This is a genomic window from Methanosphaera sp. A6 (assembly GCF_001729395.1).
Classification (GTDB): domain Archaea; phylum Methanobacteriota; class Methanobacteria; order Methanobacteriales; family Methanobacteriaceae; genus Methanosphaera; species Methanosphaera stadtmanae.
Map to the genome: position 1 here is coordinate 1 of NZ_MAIF01000162.1, position 17,683 is coordinate 17,683.

At 27.3% G+C, this 17,683-nt stretch carries 18 protein-coding genes; 7 read left to right on the plus strand and 11 right to left on the minus strand.

The window, feature by feature from the left end:
* Positions 1–128: 128 nt before the first annotated feature.
* Positions 129–1,463 (minus strand): prephenate dehydrogenase, encoded by a 1,335-nt coding sequence (locus A9758_RS07070; RefSeq protein ID WP_011406665.1) that lies wholly within the window; start codon positions 1,461–1,463, stop codon positions 129–131.
* 126 nt (positions 1,464–1,589) lie between these two features.
* Complete coding sequence (locus A9758_RS07075; protein ID WP_011406664.1) at positions 1,590–1,898, minus strand: hypothetical protein; 309 nt, start codon at positions 1,896–1,898, stop codon at positions 1,590–1,592.
* Between the two features lie 167 nt (positions 1,899–2,065).
* Here A9758_RS07075 and A9758_RS07080 point away from each other — a divergent pair, with 167 nt between their 5' ends.
* From A9758_RS07080 to A9758_RS07095, 4 genes are all read left to right on the plus strand, one after another.
* Positions 2,066–3,121 carry an mRNA surveillance protein pelota gene (locus tag A9758_RS07080; protein ID WP_011406663.1) on the plus strand — a complete coding sequence of 352 codons (1,056 nt, stop codon included), beginning with the start codon at positions 2,066–2,068 and terminating at the stop codon, positions 3,119–3,121.
* Positions 3,122–3,220: 99 nt separating this feature from the next.
* Entirely contained in the window at positions 3,221–4,189 is a 969-nt protein-coding gene (locus A9758_RS07085; RefSeq protein ID WP_011406662.1) for a hypothetical protein, read from the plus strand.
* A 141-nt stretch (positions 4,190–4,330) separates the two neighbouring features.
* The gene (locus A9758_RS07090) at positions 4,331–4,564 is read left to right on the plus strand and encodes a ferredoxin (protein WP_011406661.1); all 234 of its coding nucleotides are present in this window, start codon (positions 4,331–4,333) and stop codon (positions 4,562–4,564) included.
* A 326-nt stretch (positions 4,565–4,890) separates the two neighbouring features.
* The gene (locus A9758_RS07095) at positions 4,891–5,943 is read left to right on the plus strand and encodes a hypothetical protein (protein ID WP_011406660.1); all 1,053 of its coding nucleotides are present in this window, start codon (positions 4,891–4,893) and stop codon (positions 5,941–5,943) included.
* Between the two features lie 37 nt (positions 5,944–5,980).
* Here A9758_RS07095 and A9758_RS07100 read toward each other — a convergent pair whose 3' ends face one another.
* The 8 genes from A9758_RS07100 to A9758_RS07135 form a co-directional block, all read right to left on the minus strand.
* Complete coding sequence (locus A9758_RS07100; RefSeq protein WP_011406659.1) at positions 5,981–7,288, minus strand: NAD(P)/FAD-dependent oxidoreductase; 1,308 nt, start codon at positions 7,286–7,288, stop codon at positions 5,981–5,983.
* Positions 7,289–7,412: 124 nt separating this feature from the next.
* Positions 7,413–8,462: an anthranilate phosphoribosyltransferase gene (gene trpD / locus A9758_RS07105; protein WP_011406658.1), complete on the minus strand. Its 1,050-nt coding sequence runs from the start codon at positions 8,460–8,462 to the stop codon at positions 7,413–7,415.
* Positions 8,463–8,467: 5 nt separating this feature from the next.
* Complete coding sequence (gene trpA / locus A9758_RS07110; protein WP_011406657.1) at positions 8,468–9,277, minus strand: tryptophan synthase subunit alpha; 810 nt, start codon at positions 9,275–9,277, stop codon at positions 8,468–8,470.
* A complete protein-coding gene (gene trpB, locus A9758_RS07115; protein WP_011406656.1) occupies positions 9,274–10,455 on the minus strand; it encodes a tryptophan synthase subunit beta in 1,182 nt (393 codons plus the stop codon). Before trpB ends, trpA begins: the two co-directional genes overlap by 4 nt.
* A 10-nt stretch (positions 10,456–10,465) precedes the next feature.
* A complete protein-coding gene (locus A9758_RS07120) occupies positions 10,466–11,143 on the minus strand; it encodes a phosphoribosylanthranilate isomerase (protein WP_011406655.1) in 678 nt (225 codons plus the stop codon).
* Positions 11,144–11,159: 16 nt separating this feature from the next.
* Positions 11,160–11,951, minus strand: a complete 792-nt coding sequence (locus A9758_RS07125; protein ID WP_011406654.1) for an indole-3-glycerol-phosphate synthase — start codon at positions 11,949–11,951, stop codon at positions 11,160–11,162.
* A gap of 6 nt (positions 11,952–11,957) precedes the next feature.
* On the minus strand, positions 11,958–12,530 hold the full coding sequence (locus A9758_RS07130) for an aminodeoxychorismate/anthranilate synthase component II (RefSeq protein ID WP_011406653.1): 573 nt from the start codon (positions 12,528–12,530) through the stop codon (positions 11,958–11,960).
* The gene (locus tag A9758_RS07135; protein ID WP_011406652.1) at positions 12,530–13,900 is read right to left on the minus strand and encodes an anthranilate synthase component I; all 1,371 of its coding nucleotides are present in this window, start codon (positions 13,898–13,900) and stop codon (positions 12,530–12,532) included. The genes A9758_RS07130 and A9758_RS07135 overlap by 1 nt, the downstream gene beginning before the upstream one ends.
* A gap of 148 nt (positions 13,901–14,048) precedes the next feature.
* Between A9758_RS07135 and A9758_RS07140 the strand changes: the two genes are divergently transcribed.
* Positions 14,049–14,552: a regulator of aminoacid metabolism gene (locus tag A9758_RS07140; RefSeq protein ID WP_011406651.1), complete on the plus strand. Its 504-nt coding sequence runs from the start codon at positions 14,049–14,051 to the stop codon at positions 14,550–14,552.
* Positions 14,553–14,576: 24 nt separating this feature from the next.
* On the opposite strand, the gene A9758_RS07145 is transcribed toward A9758_RS07140, so the two are convergent.
* Positions 14,577–15,911 carry a YhgE/Pip domain-containing protein gene (locus A9758_RS07145; protein ID WP_011406650.1) on the minus strand — a complete coding sequence of 445 codons (1,335 nt, stop codon included), beginning with the start codon at positions 15,909–15,911 and terminating at the stop codon, positions 14,577–14,579.
* A gap of 278 nt (positions 15,912–16,189) precedes the next feature.
* Between A9758_RS07145 and A9758_RS07150 the strand changes: the two genes are divergently transcribed.
* Positions 16,190–16,414 carry a HypC/HybG/HupF family hydrogenase formation chaperone gene (locus A9758_RS07150; protein ID WP_011406649.1) on the plus strand — a complete coding sequence of 75 codons (225 nt, stop codon included), beginning with the start codon at positions 16,190–16,192 and terminating at the stop codon, positions 16,412–16,414.
* A gap of 211 nt (positions 16,415–16,625) precedes the next feature.
* Positions 16,626–17,672: a hypothetical protein gene (locus A9758_RS07155; protein WP_011406648.1), complete on the plus strand. Its 1,047-nt coding sequence runs from the start codon at positions 16,626–16,628 to the stop codon at positions 17,670–17,672.
* Positions 17,673–17,683: the final 11 nt, after the last annotated feature.

Below are 17,683 nucleotides of genomic sequence, written 5' to 3' on the forward strand. Positions count from 1 at the left end.
ATGTAATCTTATTTTAAAAATATATAAAAATTATTATATTATAAAAAGACTTTAAAAAAGAATTTTTTCAAACTTAACAAAGTAAAAACAAGTAAAATATTTTTTTTTAAAAGAAATTAATGGAATTATTATCTAATTTTTCCACCAATGCCTCTTAGATATTCTTCAACAACCTCTCTTTCTTCACTATTAAAAACACTATAATGGAACGTTATACTCATAAAACCATCATCTATCTGTTTTCCATTATAAACATCTTTTATATTCACATCTATAACAGGTTTAATTTGACTAAACATTGAAAGTAATATGTCTTCACTACATGTATCTGGGAATATAATAGAAACATCATATTCATGTATTGGAAGGTTATTTTTCTTCCATTCATAAATCTCATTTTCAGTTAATATATTAATATTGGATATTTTAAGTGTTATTCTATTGTTTTTTAAATCACGTAATGTAACAGTAGTGGCATTTACAGATTCAACTACACCTATATGTATTTTTTTTGAATATTGATGTTCAAAACCTATTTCACATCCAATAGATTCTTTAATATAATTAAAATCATGGGTTAGGACACTTATTGCCTTATCTGAACGACCTAATGCTTCTTCAAATTCATCTAAATGTTTTGCAGATTCACTCATATCATATACAAATTCCTCTTCCATATCATCATCAATTAACTTAGCTAATCTATTACTCTCTTCAATCAGTGTCTTTCTAGAAATAGCTGTTTGTTTATTTGATTTTTGAATAGAATAATATAAGTATGGATTTTGTGATACAATACGACTTATCATATCTAACATTAAACTATATACTGGACTTGCAAATTCACGAGATTTTTTAACACTTATTCCTAAACGTCTTATTGTTGAAGCGATACTAATATAGGAAAAATGAGTTAAACCTTGAACAACACTCATGATTTTATCATGTTCTTGAGGTGTACTTATAACAAGATTAGCATCTTTATTTTTTAAGTAATATACTATCTTATCATACCACAATCTACATCTATCTTCAATTGGTGTTAATATAACAACTTGTCCATCAAGAGAGGGAATACGTGGTCCAAACATTGGATGACATGGAAGAATATAAGTATCTTCTGGAGCATACTTACTTAATGCTTCTGCAGGTTCAGTTTTTACAGAGGTTACATCCATGAGTAATGAATCTTTAGGAGCATATGGTGCAACTTCTTTGATTGTATCAACCATATATTCAATAGGAACACTGAATATGATAATATTAGCATCAGCTATTGCTTCAATATTATCATCATCATATTTTACTCCCATTTTATGTGCTATTTTTTCACCAGAACTTCTATTACGACTTGTGATTTTAACATTAAAATTATCTTTATGAAGTTCATTTGCAATCCATTTACCAAGTCCCCTTGAACCTCCAATAATTGTAATATTTATATTATTATTCTCACAAGTCATATCATTATCCTCAATTTATTTATTACTACTACTCTGTAGTTTTTTCTTTATAATTTTATTTAAAAAAAAGTAGATGTATGACTTAAATCTATGAAATTTAATAAAGAAGTCATACATGAAAAATAATCATATTTCTATTCGTGGAGATCTTTGTTTACCATAACATTCACTTACAACATCTAATAATTCTTTAACTTTTTGATTATTAAATAATTCTTGAAAAGCTTCATATTCATTACTATTTTTTAGATAAACGCCTCTTTTTTTAATTGGCTGTCCTCTAAGTGATGGATTTAATTCAACAAACACTGATTGGATATTCTTATGTTCAGGGGCTTTTACAAGAAATACACCTTCAACAGAGGTAGGTATTCTCTCCCAGGGACTTGTTTGTTCTACTGTTTTTATTAATTGTTTTTTTTGTTCAGTATTCATATTATCTAAGTTTTCACCTATTTCTTTTTGTATTTTAATTTTTATATTTACTAATATAAAAGTATTACTTAGTTAAATATAATTATTACTAAGTTTTATGAACTATAAATAATACAAATATTATTAGAAAATAATTTTTTATAAAGAAATATATAAAAGGAAATAATATGCGAATAACAAATCAGGATAAAAAACAAGGATTAATTGAAGTAGTACCTGAAACTATCGATGATTTATGGCATTTATCCCACATAGTAGAAGTTAATGATTATGTTTCAACATTAACAGCAAGAAGAATTCAAGATAATAACAGTGGTAAAACAAGAGCAGATAGGGGAGTAAAAAAGAAATTCTTCCTAGGAATTAGAGTAGAAAAAATAAACTTCCATAAATATACTGGTATGTTAAGATTCACCGGAATAATTGAATCTGGACCAGAAGATCTAATACCTCTTGGTTCACACCATACAATAAATGTACAACTAAACAACAGTATAAGAATAAAAAAAATATGGAATAAATGGTCATTAGAACGATTAAATCAAGCAATAGAAGCATCAAATAGAGCAAATGAAATCATAGTTGCAATAGAAGATAATACAACAGAATTAGGTATTATAAAGCAGTATGGTATAGATTATATTGGTCCAATAATAGGAGATATATCTGGTAAACAGAATATTGAAAAAAACAGAGCACAAAAAGTAAATGAATATTATGAAGATATCACAAAAACACTAACTCAACAAAAAGACATAGATAAACTAATAATAATAGGGCCGGGATTTACAAAAAATGGTTATTATAATTACTTGGAAGAAAATTATCCTAAACTTGCAAAAAAAGTAATACTTGAAAGTACAGGTGCAGGAGGTCATGCAGGAATTCAAGAAGTTCTAAAAAATGGATTGATAGAATCATTATCCAAGGATGCAAAAATAGCTAAAGAAGCAGCTCTTGTAAATAAACTCCTAGAACAAATAGGTAAATCATCAAATACTGTAACATATGGAAAAAAACAAGTTATTACAGCTTCAAATATGGGTGCAGTAGAAAAATTATTAGTATTAGAAGATTTAGTACGTGATAAAAATATTCAAAATATTATGAACACAGTAGAAAATATGGGTGGTGTTGTAACTATAATAAGTAGTCAACACGATGCAGGTCAACAATTAAAGGCATTAGGATCACTAGCAGCATTTTTAAGATACCCAATATAAAATAATAATTAATTTATACTGTTACATAGATATATGTATATATAATGAGTATTATTCTCATATAATATCTTTAAAATAGAATAGGTTCAAGGTGAATTTATGAAAATTTATCTAATGTGGATAATTGCATTTCTTCTCACATTGGTTTTAACAATAGTATTCACAGTATTATTTTCTAAAATCAAAGGAAATCTATTTGAAGACATAAGAGGTGGAATTCCAAGGGGTGTAGGTATAGCACCATTTATTGTGATGGTACTGTTATTCCCAGCTCCTTTTAATTATCTCATAGCAATAATTGGAATCACTGCATTTATTGATGATATAATAGGACGTAAAAGATTAGGTTCATACATGGAGGTAGGTCAATTCTTTAGAGGAATTGGAATACTTATTGTCATGATTGTAGGTTATAATATAATGGGACCAGTAGCTATACTAGTAGCATTAATGGTTCAAATTACTAATATTGCAGATATGCAACCTGGAACTGCATGTTTTAGTGTTATAATAATGTCTGTAATTTCATTTACAATACTTGCTATTGTTCATTCACCATCATATTATTTACCAGTATTGTTATTATTAATATGTTTGGGATATGTTTCACAAGATTATTCTGGATATATTATGATGGGAGAAATAGGAAATCATTCTTTTGGAGTAGCTTTAGGTATATGTCTTGCATTAGTTTCAGCATCAATAGCTAAATACATTGCACCATCATCATTCTATGTAGTAGAATTTATAATAATGTTAATATTATTCTTAATAACAGCAATAGTAATTGCTAAATTAAGAGAAACTACTCTTGAATATTATTTAGAAACATATCTACATATTGAAAATCCAACTTTCGGTGACTATGTAATGGATGTTTTAACTGGTGGTGGTCTTGGGGATTTACTAAGAAGAATTTTTTTAGGAACAGAACAATATGATATTAACAATTCCTTTTTAATTTCATTAGGTGTGAGAAGATTAGTATACAATCCAATAAAAACAAATGATTCAAAAAAAGAAACTTTAGATAGAAATACTTCTTTTGATGAGGAAGGATTTATCTAATTCTCTTTTTATACTTTTTTTATTTACTTAAATACACAACTATTACTAAAGTTTATATTAAACTAAAAATCAAAACATTTATATATAGTATGTATTAAAATTAACTCTATAATACATAGTTTTAGGGAGACTTGTAATAAAATGTATGAAGTAATTTTAGAAAGAGAAGACTGTACAATGTGTGGTAATTGTGTAGAACTTGACGAAACCTTATTTACATTTGATGATGACGATCTTGCAACAATTGTAGGTTCTACAAGAGACGATGATATTGATGAATTAGAAATTGATGATATTGAACTATATAAAGAAGCTGCAGATTGTTGTTCTGGTCAATGTATTGAAGTATATGATAATGAAGGTAATCCAGTATAAAATTAAAAACTAAATTGTGGTAGTTTTTTTGATTTTTTTATACTTTTATTTTTTCTTTTTAAAGTAAAACTTTATTTATTTTTCTATTTTTATTTTAAAACTTTTTATTTTATTGTATATTTAAATTTTAAGCTTTTTATTTTATTTTATAAAGTCTAGTTTAGTAAATATTTTCTTTTTATAAGTATAATTCTAGTAAAACTTTCTATTTTTAATATTCTGTTGAACAAGATAGTAAATACTTTAATAAATGTTCTTCAATATATATAACATTATTAATAGGAATCTTATTTTTTTATTAAAAGTTTAAAAAAAGGGGCTAGATTATGAAATTGTTAATTTTTGTAACAGGTAGAGGTATTGGAGGTGATGCAGTTACTGCATATAATATACTAAAAGCACTAGAGAGCAAAAATATTTCTGCAAAAATAGTATTAGATCCAAGTGCTCCAGGATATTATTTTAAAAAACGTAATATGTCTTGGTTAAAAACACCAATACCATCAGCAGGTGGACATGCAGCGTCTAAATCATCCCTATTTAAGGCAGGCTTAAAAACAATAAAAGCAGTAATTTTAGGGTCTCGTTTAATTAAAAAAGAAAAAGCAGACGGTGTAATTGGAGTTATTGGGGGAGGATCTGTTATTGGATGTTTATCTGCTAAACTTGCACATGTTCCAGCAATAGGAGTAGTTGCAACTCCAACAGATACTAAAATATCTCTAAAATGTAATCCAACTTTACTTCTACCAGAATCACCAGCATTTACACATAAAGATGATTATGTATCTAATTATGAAATTCAAAAACAATATTCACCAATAAAGATGGATATAATTCATGGTGATAAAAATAATATTCTTGATAAATTACCTAAGAAATATGATGCAAATAAAAAATCAATACTCTTTGCTTCAGGTTCCACATTATTTGATGACATGGCAAAGGCAGCACGTAATTATGCTCAGGAGAATGATGATGTAAATATATTTCTAATAGGTGCACCGTTACATGAGGGAATAAATAAAATCATAGACCATCCTAATATTATAAATTTAGGCTATATAAATTACATTAATGATCTATATGACCTAGTAGATTTAGCTGTAATAACAGATGATGGCCTAACACTACATGAAACAATAGCATGTGAAATACCAGTAGTAGTTGTTATTGGTGTAAAATATGGAAGGTATCATGGATTATCTAGGGTATTTGATGGGGCAGTAATAGAGAGTAATGTGGATAATATAACTAGTGTTGTAAACAAGGCTCTTAATAATTATGATTCAATGAAAGAAGCAACAACTAAATATGCTAAAGATATAATAAAAGCTCCTGAGGATTTAGTAGAATTTGTAGAAAAATACATGAAATAAATCTTCATTCTTCTTTTTTTTAAAAAAAAGATAAATGTTATAAATAACGTTTAAAATATTCAGTTAATTTAAAAATACCATCTGTTGTAGGATGAATTTCAATAAAATCTTCAAAATCACTAACTTTACTTCCTGATTTTATTAATTTAATCATATAGGGAAGTGCAACATTTGATGATGGGGTAATAGCAAGTATATTTGTAATATCTCCATCATTATTTACAACTTCTTTTGTAAAACCAGTTTTTCCATTTAATGTATTCCAAAATGAACCCGGTCCTGCAGCTCCTGGTAAAGTTACTTCTTTTCCAATAGATGATACTTGATTACCTAACATATAACTTACATCATATGATAGAGATATTGTCAGAGGTATTAATGAATAATCAGGTTTTACTTTTTTTCCCATAATATTTTTTATAGCACATATACCTTCCATACGTGATACTGGTGTGGATAATATGCCACCAATTACATCTCCAGCAGCATAAATATCTTCATGGGAAGTTTGCATGAATTCATCAACAAGTATGTTTCCATCACTGTCAAGTTCCACAATATCCTTAACAATTTCTGAATTGGCAACTACACCAGTTGCAAGTAAAACAGTACCTTCAATTTCTCCAAAATTAGTAACAACTGATGTATCTGTAATCTCCTGAATTTCAACATTTTCATGTATGATTGTATTTTTAAGTAATTTAGATACTATATATTCCTCAGCTTCAGAGTCATTTAACATTTTAAGAAACTGTGTTCTGCATAAAATTTCAACTTGACTTCCAAGACTAGAAAATATATTAGCATATTCAGCAGCAGTGGAACCTCCACCAATAATAACTAATTTTTCTGGAACTTCATTAATCTTCAAAGTATCCTTATAGGTATATGCATTATGAACTCCAGGAATATCTGGAATATATGGGGAGGAACCAGTACATACTAATAATTTATCAAATGGATATTCATCATCTTCATTAACAATAACCATTTTATTTTCAATATCAACCTCAGCTCTACCTTGAACATATTCTACCCCTGTATTAATAGTTTCTTTAGTTAGAATTTTACGTATTTTTTTTTGAGTTTCTTTAATTAATGTAGTAACTCTTTTATAATTAACAGTAGGTGTGGAATCTATAATTCCCTGATTATTAAAATTTTCTGCATCAAGAACATGTTTTGAAACATCATTCAATGCACATACAACCATACATGCTTGATTAAGACATTTTCCACCAATATGTTTATTTTCAATAAGAGTAACTTCATTTCCAACTTCAGCAGCAGCCATGGAAGCAAAACGTCCAGCAGGTCCTGCACCAATAATAACAATTCTAGTCATAAATATCATTTCTTTAATTTTATTTTAAATAAAAAAGTATATCTATAGTATAATATATTCTTTTTATTACATGATATTTGTTATAAAAAATATTTTTTTTAAAAAAAAGTAAAAAAGAGTTTAGTTATTCATTACTATATTTAATTATTTTTTCTAATTGTTTTTTAGCACTACCATCTTCAATTAACTTTCTTGAATAAATAACTCCTTCTTCTAATGAATCTACCTTTTTAGTAAGATATAATATACTTGCAGAATTCATTAAACATAAATCAAGTCGTGCTCTATCTTGTGATGTTGTAGTAACATTATTTAATATGTTATATATAATCTGTATGTGTTCTTGGGGAGTTTCAGGTGCAACAATATCTTCAGGTTTTGAAAAACTTAGACCAAAATCTTCTGGAGTAATATATTTAACAGTAATGTCTCCATTATCAATAAAAGCTACTTTTGTTTTTCCAATATTTGATATTTCATCCATAGCTGGATTTCCATTTTCATCAAATCCATGTACTATCATACCACATTCTACTCCAAGATTCATAGCAACCTTTGCAATTGTTTCAAGAAGTTCTGGATCATAAATTCCAGTTAATCTAGCATTAACATTTGTAGGACATGAAATTGGACCTAATAAATTAAAAACAGTTCTAGTTTTCAACTGTTTTCTAATCATCATAACATTCTTTGTAGCAACATGATATATGGGTGCAAATATAAATGCAAAGTTGCATTTATCAATAGAATTAATTACTTTCTCAGGACTTAATTCAATATTAACACCTAAAGCTTCAAGAGCATCTGCTCCACCAAATTTACTACTAACACTTCTATTTCCATGTTTGGATATTTTAGCTCCACCAGCACTAGCAATAATAGATGCAACAGTACTTACATTAAATGTTTTAAATGTATCTCCACCAGTACCACAGGTTTCTATAAGATAATCTTCTGGTTTATAATCAATTTGCACTGCATGATTTTTCATACTTCTAGTTAAACCAGTGATTTCATCAATAGTTTCACCTTTCATTCTAAGAGCAGTTAAAAATGATGATACAACTACATTAGGATAATTTCCACTAACTAAATCATCCATACATTCATAAGCTTCATCAACTGTTAAATTTCGATTTTTATCAATAATATCATCTAATACTTCACTAATCATTCTAATTACCTTTTTGTAGCATCTTTCATACTTTGTATATATTCAGCTATACATCCAAACATAACATCTTCATTATCTAAGTTATCTTCAATAATATTAATCAATGCACTACCAACAATAGCACCATCTGCACCAGCGTCTAACACTTCTTTTACATGTTCTGGTTGTGAAATACCAAATCCTACACATAATGGAATATCTGTGTGTTTACGAATTCTTTTTATTAAATCTGTAGTATTATGTTCCACATTTGATCTAGCACCAGTTGTTCCCATAACTGATGCAACATAGATAAATCCACCAACAATTTCTGTAATCATTTTTAATCTATCATTGTTTGTTGCTTGTGATACAATGAAAATTTCTTCTATATTATATTTGTTAGAAGCTTCAATTACATCATCTGCTTCTTCAGGTGGTAAATCTGCAATTAATACGGCATTAACTCCAATTTCACTTAATTTCTTATAAAATGCATCAATTCCATAATTATAAACTAGATTATAATATAATAGTAAACCAAATGGTTTATCAGTATATTCACGTAATTGTTTTAGGAATTTAATACATTTTTTAATGTTCATACCACTGTTAAATGCACGAATGTCTGCATTTTGAACACTTTTTCCATCAGCTACTGGATCTGAAAATGGAAAACCGATTTCAAGAGCATCTGCACCATTATCAACCAATGTTTTAGCAATTTCTAACGATGTGTCATAGTCAGGATCTCCTGCCACTAGAAATGGTATGAATATTCCTTCATTATTTTCCTTAGATTTTTTAAAAACTTCTGTATATGTTTTCATACTCATATTGATACCCCTAATTCTTTTGCTACAGTAAACATATCCTTATCTCCACGACCTGATAAGTTTACAATGATAGTTTTTCCTTTATTTTCTTCTTGTTTTGCATATTTAACAGCATATGCTACTGCATGTGAACTTTCTAATGCAGGTATAATTCCTTCAGTTTCACATAATAATCTAAAGGCATTTAAAGCTTCTTTATCTGTAATAGGAACATATTTTGCTCTACCACTACTTTGTAAATAAGCATGTTCTGGTCCAACTCCAGGATAGTCTAAACCTGCAGAAACACTACTTGTATCATTAATTTGTCCATCTTCATCTTGTAATACAATAGATAATGATCCATGAAGTATACCTTCAGTTCCCTTAGTTAAAGTAGCTCCATGTTCATTGGTATCTATTCCATCACCTGCTGCTTCAACACCAATAAGATCCACATCTTCATCATCAACAAATCCACTAAAAATACCTATGGAATTACTTCCTCCACCAACACATGCTATAACAGTATCTGGAAGTTTATTTTCTTTTTCAAGTATTTGTTCACGTGCTTCTTTTCCTATAACACTTTGGAAAAATTTCACCATTGAAGGATATGGATGTGGTCCCATTGTTGTTCCAATCAGATAATGACTAGTATCAAGGTTGGAAATCCAGTATCTGAAAGCTTCATTAATTGAATCTTTTAAGGTTTTAGATCCCATATCAACAGGAATTACTTCGGCTCCTGATAATTCCATACGGAATACATTTAGTTTTTGACGTTCAACATCCTTAGATCCCATGAATATTTTTACTTTCAATCCTAATTTAGCTCCAATTACTGCAGTTGCAATTCCATGTTGTCCAGCACCAGTTTCTGCTATTAATTCGGTTTTACCCATGTACTTTGCTAGTAATCCTTGTCCAATAGCATTGTTTATTTTATGAGCACCAGTGTGGAGTAAATCTTCTCTTTTAAGATATATTTTACATCCCAATTCATTTGAAAGATTTTCTGCATAATATAGGCCTGTAGGTCTAGAAGCAAATTCTTTAAGATAAAAATGTAATTCATTCATAAATTCTTCATCATCTTTGAATTTGTAGAATGCTTCTTCTAATTCTTCAATTGCAGGTATTAATAATTCTGGTACAAAGATACCACCATATTTTCCAAATTTTCCTTCATATTTCATCATATCACATTCATTCTTCAATTAATTTAATAATCTCTTTAATTTTTTTTATATTTTTCTTTCCAGGCTTTTCTTCTACTCCACTATTTAGATCTATTCTATCAAAATAATGTAATTTATTTTTTATTTCTTCAAGGTAGTTTAAATTTAATCCTCCAGCTAATGTAACTTCAGTTCTTGGATCATATTGTTTAACTAATCTACTTGCTTTAATAGCAGTTTCAATTGGTATATAAGTATTTGTTCCACCAGTTAGGCCATCTTTAACATAATCAAATATTATATTATCAGAGTATAAACAATGATTTCTAATTTCTTTTTTCTTTTCAGTATCTATTTTATCTTTTAATCCTATTGCTTTGGTGATATTAAGACGTTGTCCATTATGGTACTGATTTAACCAGATTAAATATCGAATATCAAAACAGGTGAGTGAATGTAGTTGTATGTTAAATATTTCACTTCTATTAGCTTTAAGTAATGCTTCATAAGCATTATTTGGTTCGAGTACTAATGTTGCTAAGTTCTTATCTGATAAACTTTTTTTAAGATAAGTTATTTCATCTAATGAAATATTTCTACTTGATCTTTCAATATTTATAAAACCTACGTGGTTAACATTTAATTTTTCAATTTTCTTTAAATCATCTCTATTTGTTATACCACATACTTTTATCTTAGGTGTCATATTCAATACCTTCTTTTTATTTTTTTAGGACGTTAATTAGGTTTTCAATAAATTTTTCAATTTCTTTTTCTGTGTTGTTTTGTAGGATACTTGTTCCTATTAAAATACCATCTGCTCCATATTCCTTTAATTTTTTAGCATCTTCTATGGTTTTTACTCCACTTTCTGATATTAAGTAGTTTGGAACATATTTTTTTAATTCTTTTGTTGTTTTAAGATTAATAGTAAAATCATCTAGATTTCTATTGTTTATACCAATAATTTCAGGGTTATAATCTACTACAGATTCAATATCCTCTAATGTATGACATTCAACTACTGCATCTAATCCAAGATTTCTAGAAATATTCAAATATTCTTCTATATTAGGACAGATTCCACTTATTAATAATATTCCACTAGCATTATTAACAGCAGCTTCATAGATCATGTATTCATCTATAATAAAATCTTTTCTAAGTAATGGTTTGTTTGTTAAGTTGTTTGCTATGTTAAAATTTTTTAGATTACTTTTAAAGTATGTTTCTTCAGTTAAAATTGACATCATGTCTACGTTATTTTTATCATATATTGGAATAACATCTTCTGCTTTTAATGTACTGATATTTCCTTTTGATGGACTTGCAGGTTTGTATTCTGCAATGAGTTGTGTTGTTTTATTTTTTAGTTTTTCTTGAAATCTAAATAACTTTGTTTTTGTAGAAACTATGTCAATTGCCTCTTCTTTAAGTTTTTCTAGGGGTTTTTGTTTTTTAGTTTGTGTGAGTGTTACTTTTTTATTTTCTATTATTCTATCTATAACATTCATATTAGATCATCCATTAATACTTAAGAAATTTTTGATTATAGTATCACCATATGAACTTCCAATTGATTCTGGATGAAATTGAATACCATAGGTTGGATAATTTACATGCTCAATTGACATGATAATATTGTCCCTAGTATAACTTGTAACTTTTAAATTCTTTGGTATGGATGTATCATCACATATTAATGAATGATATCTAACAATCTCAAATTCCTTTTGAATGTCTTTAAAAAGTGGAGAATCTTCATGTATGATACTGTCTTTTTTTCCATGAACAGGTTTATTTTTTGAAATTTTTCCACCATATTTTGAAAATATTCCTTGGTGTCCTAAACATACACCTAAAATTGGTGTTTTCTTAAAGTTACTAATTATATCTCCACAAATTCCAAAATCTCTACTTTTTGTTGGATTTCCAGGACCTGGTGATAGTATAATATGGCTAGGATTCATTTTTTCTATTTCATCAATTGTTATTTCATTGTTTCTTACAACTTCAACATCATCAGTATATTTTCCCACTAACTGATATAGATTGTATGTAAAAGAATCATAGTTATCTATAATTAATATCATCATATTTCACTCCCTGATTCTTTAAGAGCTTGAAAAAGTGCCTGTCTTTTTCTTCTACATTCTTCATATTCTGATTGAGGTATTGAATCATATACAATTCCTGCACCAGCTTGTATTTCTGCCCTATTGTCATTGGTAGTTAATGTTCTTATTGTAATAGCGAAGTCTGCATTACCATTTAATGAGAAATATCCTACTGCACCACCATATGGTCCTCTTGCATATTTTTCTTTTTGATTTATAATTTCCATTGCTCTTATTTTTGGAGCTCCACTTAATGTTCCAGCAGGGAATAATGACATGAATGCATCAATGGCATCTAAATTGTCATTTAATTTACCAGTTACATGTGATACTATATGTTGTACATGTGAAAATTTTCTAATACCATAGAATTCTTCAAGTTTAACAGTGTTGCTTTTACTGATTTTTCCAATATCGTTACGAGCTAAATCAACTAGCATTAAATGTTCTGCTAATTCTTTTTCATCATTTAGTAAGGATTTTTCTAACTCTTCGTCTTCTTGTTTATTTTTTCCTCTTGGCCTTGTACCTGCAATAGGATATGATTCAACAGTACCTTTTTCCAGTCTCATTAACATTTCAGGACTTGAACCAATAATTTCTCTTTGGTCTAATTTTATATGATACATGTAATGAGATGGGTTTATTTTTCTTAGGTGTTCATATAAGGGAAGTTTACTTCCTTTAAGAACAAGATTTTCAGAGTTTGAAATTACAGCTTGGAATATTTCACCATCAGTAATTAGATTTTTAGTTTCATCTACTGCATTTTCATATTCATCTTGTGTAAAATCTTCTTGTATTAATTTATATTCAAGAATTCCATTTGTATGTTCTTCTTGGTATATTCTTTTAATTAGATCACTTCTATCTTCATTTAATGTTGTGTATTCACATGTTTTATGTATATTATCATATACAATACAATCTAGAAATAGTCCAAATTCAAAGTCAGGATAGATACTTTTATGTGTTGGTACATTTTCAAAATATTTAATTGATTCATATGAAACATATCCAAGTAATCCTCCTCTAAATCCTTCTTCTTTAAAATCATTTTTAATCAATGTTTTTATGTCAAGTAATGGGTTGTCTGAAGTATATTCAAATGTATATGTATCTGTTGTAATAGTTACATTATGATCATGTGCTTTTATTTTTGCTACTGGATTAAATCCTATTATTGAATATCTTGCTAGTCCACTATCTGATTCCATGGATTCAAGTAAAAATGTGTCTTTGTAGTTATAATATAGGTTTTTAAATAGTTTTACTGGATTGTCTATTTCAATTTTTTTAGTTGTTGGTTTTTTAATTAGCTTTTTTAAGTCGCCAAAAACATTCACTCTTTTTCATTTATATCACCTTTGTCTATATTAGATATTACATCAATGTACTATATAAAGTTATAGTGTATAAATTTATACATTAAACGTATATATTAAACATCAATACATATTTATTATATAGATAAAAAAAAGGGAATTAATTACAATGTGGAAAGATATACTTGAAAAATTTGATAAATATCCTTCTCAACAAAAAATTATAAGAAAAATGCTTGAATTAGGATTAAAAGTGGATGAAGATAAAAAAATATATTGTAAAGATGTTGAAATAAACATATCCTCACTTGCAAAATCAGTAGATACAGATAGAAGAGTAGTAACATCAACAATTGAGAATATATTAAAGGATGATATTTTAAAAAATATTTTTACAAATATATATTCATCAGGTGCTCTTTTAACTAATTTATCAGACACCTTGGGTTTAGGAGTAATAGAGATTGAAGGAGAAGCAAATAAACCTGGAATATTAAGTAAAGTAACAGAATTATTAGCATATGAAAAAATAAGTATTAGACAAGCTTATGCAAGTGATCCTGAAATAGATTTAACACCTCACTTAACAATCATTACAGATAAACCTGTAAATGGTGATTTAATTCAATTATTATTAAAAATAGAGGGTGTTTCAAAAGTTTCATTATATTAAAAAAAGAATAATAAGATATTTGAATTATTTTCTTAATTCAAATAAATTACTTTCATCAAGTTTTTCTTCAAAGAATTTACTACTTTTATCTAATTTTTCTTTAACTACAATACTTAAAGCCACTGCACATAGTGGGAATATAATTAAACAAAGTACATTTCTTATGAATGATGGCCATACAACTCCAAAGATAGCATCTTTTAATATTAAAATTGCATATGTCATTGGTAAGTAAGGCATTATTGTTTGGAATAATGTAGACATAATTTCTATAGGATAAATACCATTAGTTCCAGATATTTGGAATACTAATATTATTAAAGCTATAGCTTTACCTACATTACCAAATACTGATACTAGTGAATAGATTATCGCTGTAAAAGACAAACCTATTAGTATCATACAACCTAACATTAAAACACTGTTACTCATTGGAATACCTAATAAACTCAATGCTATAAATGTAACAATTGCTTGTAATATACTCATTATGGAGAATAATCCTATTTTTCCAAAGTATACTTCAATTGGTTTGTATTTTTCCTTATTTTCTGTAGGTTTTGTACTTAATAATGCTACTAGTATAATACCACCAACCCATGCAGCAAGAACTGTATAGAATGATGATACTTGTTGACCATAAGTATCAGCTTCATAGTAACTATAATTACTTAAAGTTGTAGGTTCATGGAAATAATTTTTAACATTTTGTATTGAAGTTGATTGAGCTAAACTATTGTTTGTGTTTGTAACTGTTGTATTAGTAGTATTTGCAGTAGTTGTATTTTGTGTTTGACTTGATTGTGCTTGTTGTAGAAGAACAGGATTAGAACTAATGTAATTTTTAGTATTATATTCCTCATGTATTTTATTATTAATTTCATTTACTACATTAGATGCTGCTTTTGAAGTTATTTTAGGAGCTACTGGACTTGTTTTATCATTATCAAGATATTCTATCTTTGCTTGTTTAGGATTTCCTGAATAAACTGATAATATGTCTTTTGAAAAGTCTTCTGGTATGATTATGGCTGCATAATCTGTTCCATTTTTTAGAGATTCTCGAGCTTCATCTTCATCTTTATAAACCCAATTAAAATTTGAATTATTCTTTAATTCATCAACAACCATATCTCCATAAGCATAAGTTGTTCCATTAACTGTAACTGGATTATCATTATTTACTATGATAAAATTAATGTTATCAGTATCTTCATATGGATCCCAACATGCATATATATTTATTACAGAGTATAATGATGGAAGTATGATTAATGCGATTAATACAATTAAAACTACTGGATTTTTTAAAGCAGCTGAAATATCATCTTTGATGATTTTTTGTATATTTTTTATCATTTAATCACTTTATAAATTATTTTTTTTATTCTAAAAAAATTATCTTGTGTACTTAAAATGAAAATAATTTAGAATAATATTAATCTTAAAGTGTATCACATATATGTTATATTATTTTTTATATATATAATTTTTTATACATAACTTGTTGTAAACTTTATCTTTAAATATTACAAATAATATATAAATAACATAATAATGGCAAGATTTAAAAAAATAAACTTTTTTTTAATAAATAATTATTATCTATTATGATATAGAATAAGGAGGAGTATAAAATGTGTATTGCAGCACCAGCTAAAATAGTTGAAATTAATGATAATATAGCAACTTGTGATTTTGGAGGAGTTAAACAAGAAGCTAAATTGGATTTAGTAGAAGCAGATATAGGTAGTTATGTACTTATACATTCAGGTTATGCTATAGAAGTATTAACAGAAGAAGCAGCAAAAGAATCATTAAATGCTTGGAATGAATTACTTGAAGAATTAGAAAATGAATAAATTCTTCATTCTTTTTTTTATTAAACACTATCTTTTTTTTAAAATTAACTTATTATTAATTTAAACTTATTTTTAAGTATTTATATTAGATTATATTTTCATACCTTTTTTTATAGTCCATAAAAAGAAAAATTTAATATTTTTCAATACATATTAGTATTATTTATAAATATAATATGTTTATATGAAAATATATCAGTAGGTAAAATAAATGAAATTATTATTATTTGTAACAGGTAGGGGAATAGGTGGTGATGCAGTAATAGCACATACTATTTCAGAAGCATTAAATGAAAGAAATATTTCTACAAAAATAGTGCTAGATTCTAAAGCTCAAGGATATTATTATAAAAATAAAAATATTTCTTGGCTTAAATCATCAATTCCAGCAGCAGGGGGTCATGCATCAACAAAACTTAACCTATTTAAAGCAGGTTTGAAAACAATAAAAGCCATAATTCAAGCATCACTTCTTATTAAATCTGAAAAAGCAGATGGTGTTGTTGGAATTATTGGTGGGGGTGTAGTAGTAGGATGTTTAGCTGCTAAATTATCAGGTGTACCTGTAGTTGGTGTAGTTTCAACACCAAATGATACAAAAATTTCTATTAAATGTAATCCTACAATTTTATTACCAGAATCACCACTATTTAATTCAAAAAATAATATTTCAAAATATCCTTCAATTGATAATTATATACCAATCAAAACTGATATTGTTAATGGTGATAAAGAAAATATCCTAGATATTTTGCCGGATAATTATAATTCAACTAAAAAATCAGTACTTTTCTCTTCTGGATCCACTTTATTTGAGGACATGGCAAAAGCAGTACGTAAATATGCAGAGGAATCAGATAATATAAATATTTTCTTAATAGGTGAACCTTTAAACGATGTTGTTAGAGATATTGTTGATTATCCTAATATCATGAATTTAGGATATATAAATTACATTAAACATCTATATGACTTGATTGATTTAGCTGTAATAACAGATGATGGAGCAACATTACATGAAACAATAGCATGTGAAATACCTGTTGTGGTAGTTGTTGGTGTGAAATATGGAAGATATCATGGATTATCTAAAGTATTTGATGGGGCAGTAATAGAGAGTAATGTAGATAACATAACTAGTGTTGTAAATGATGCATTATCTAATGAATTAGAAATGAAAAAAGCAACAAAAAAATATTCTAGTAATATAATACATGGAACAGATACATTAGTTGATTTTATCTTGGAAAATTTATAAAAAATATTTTT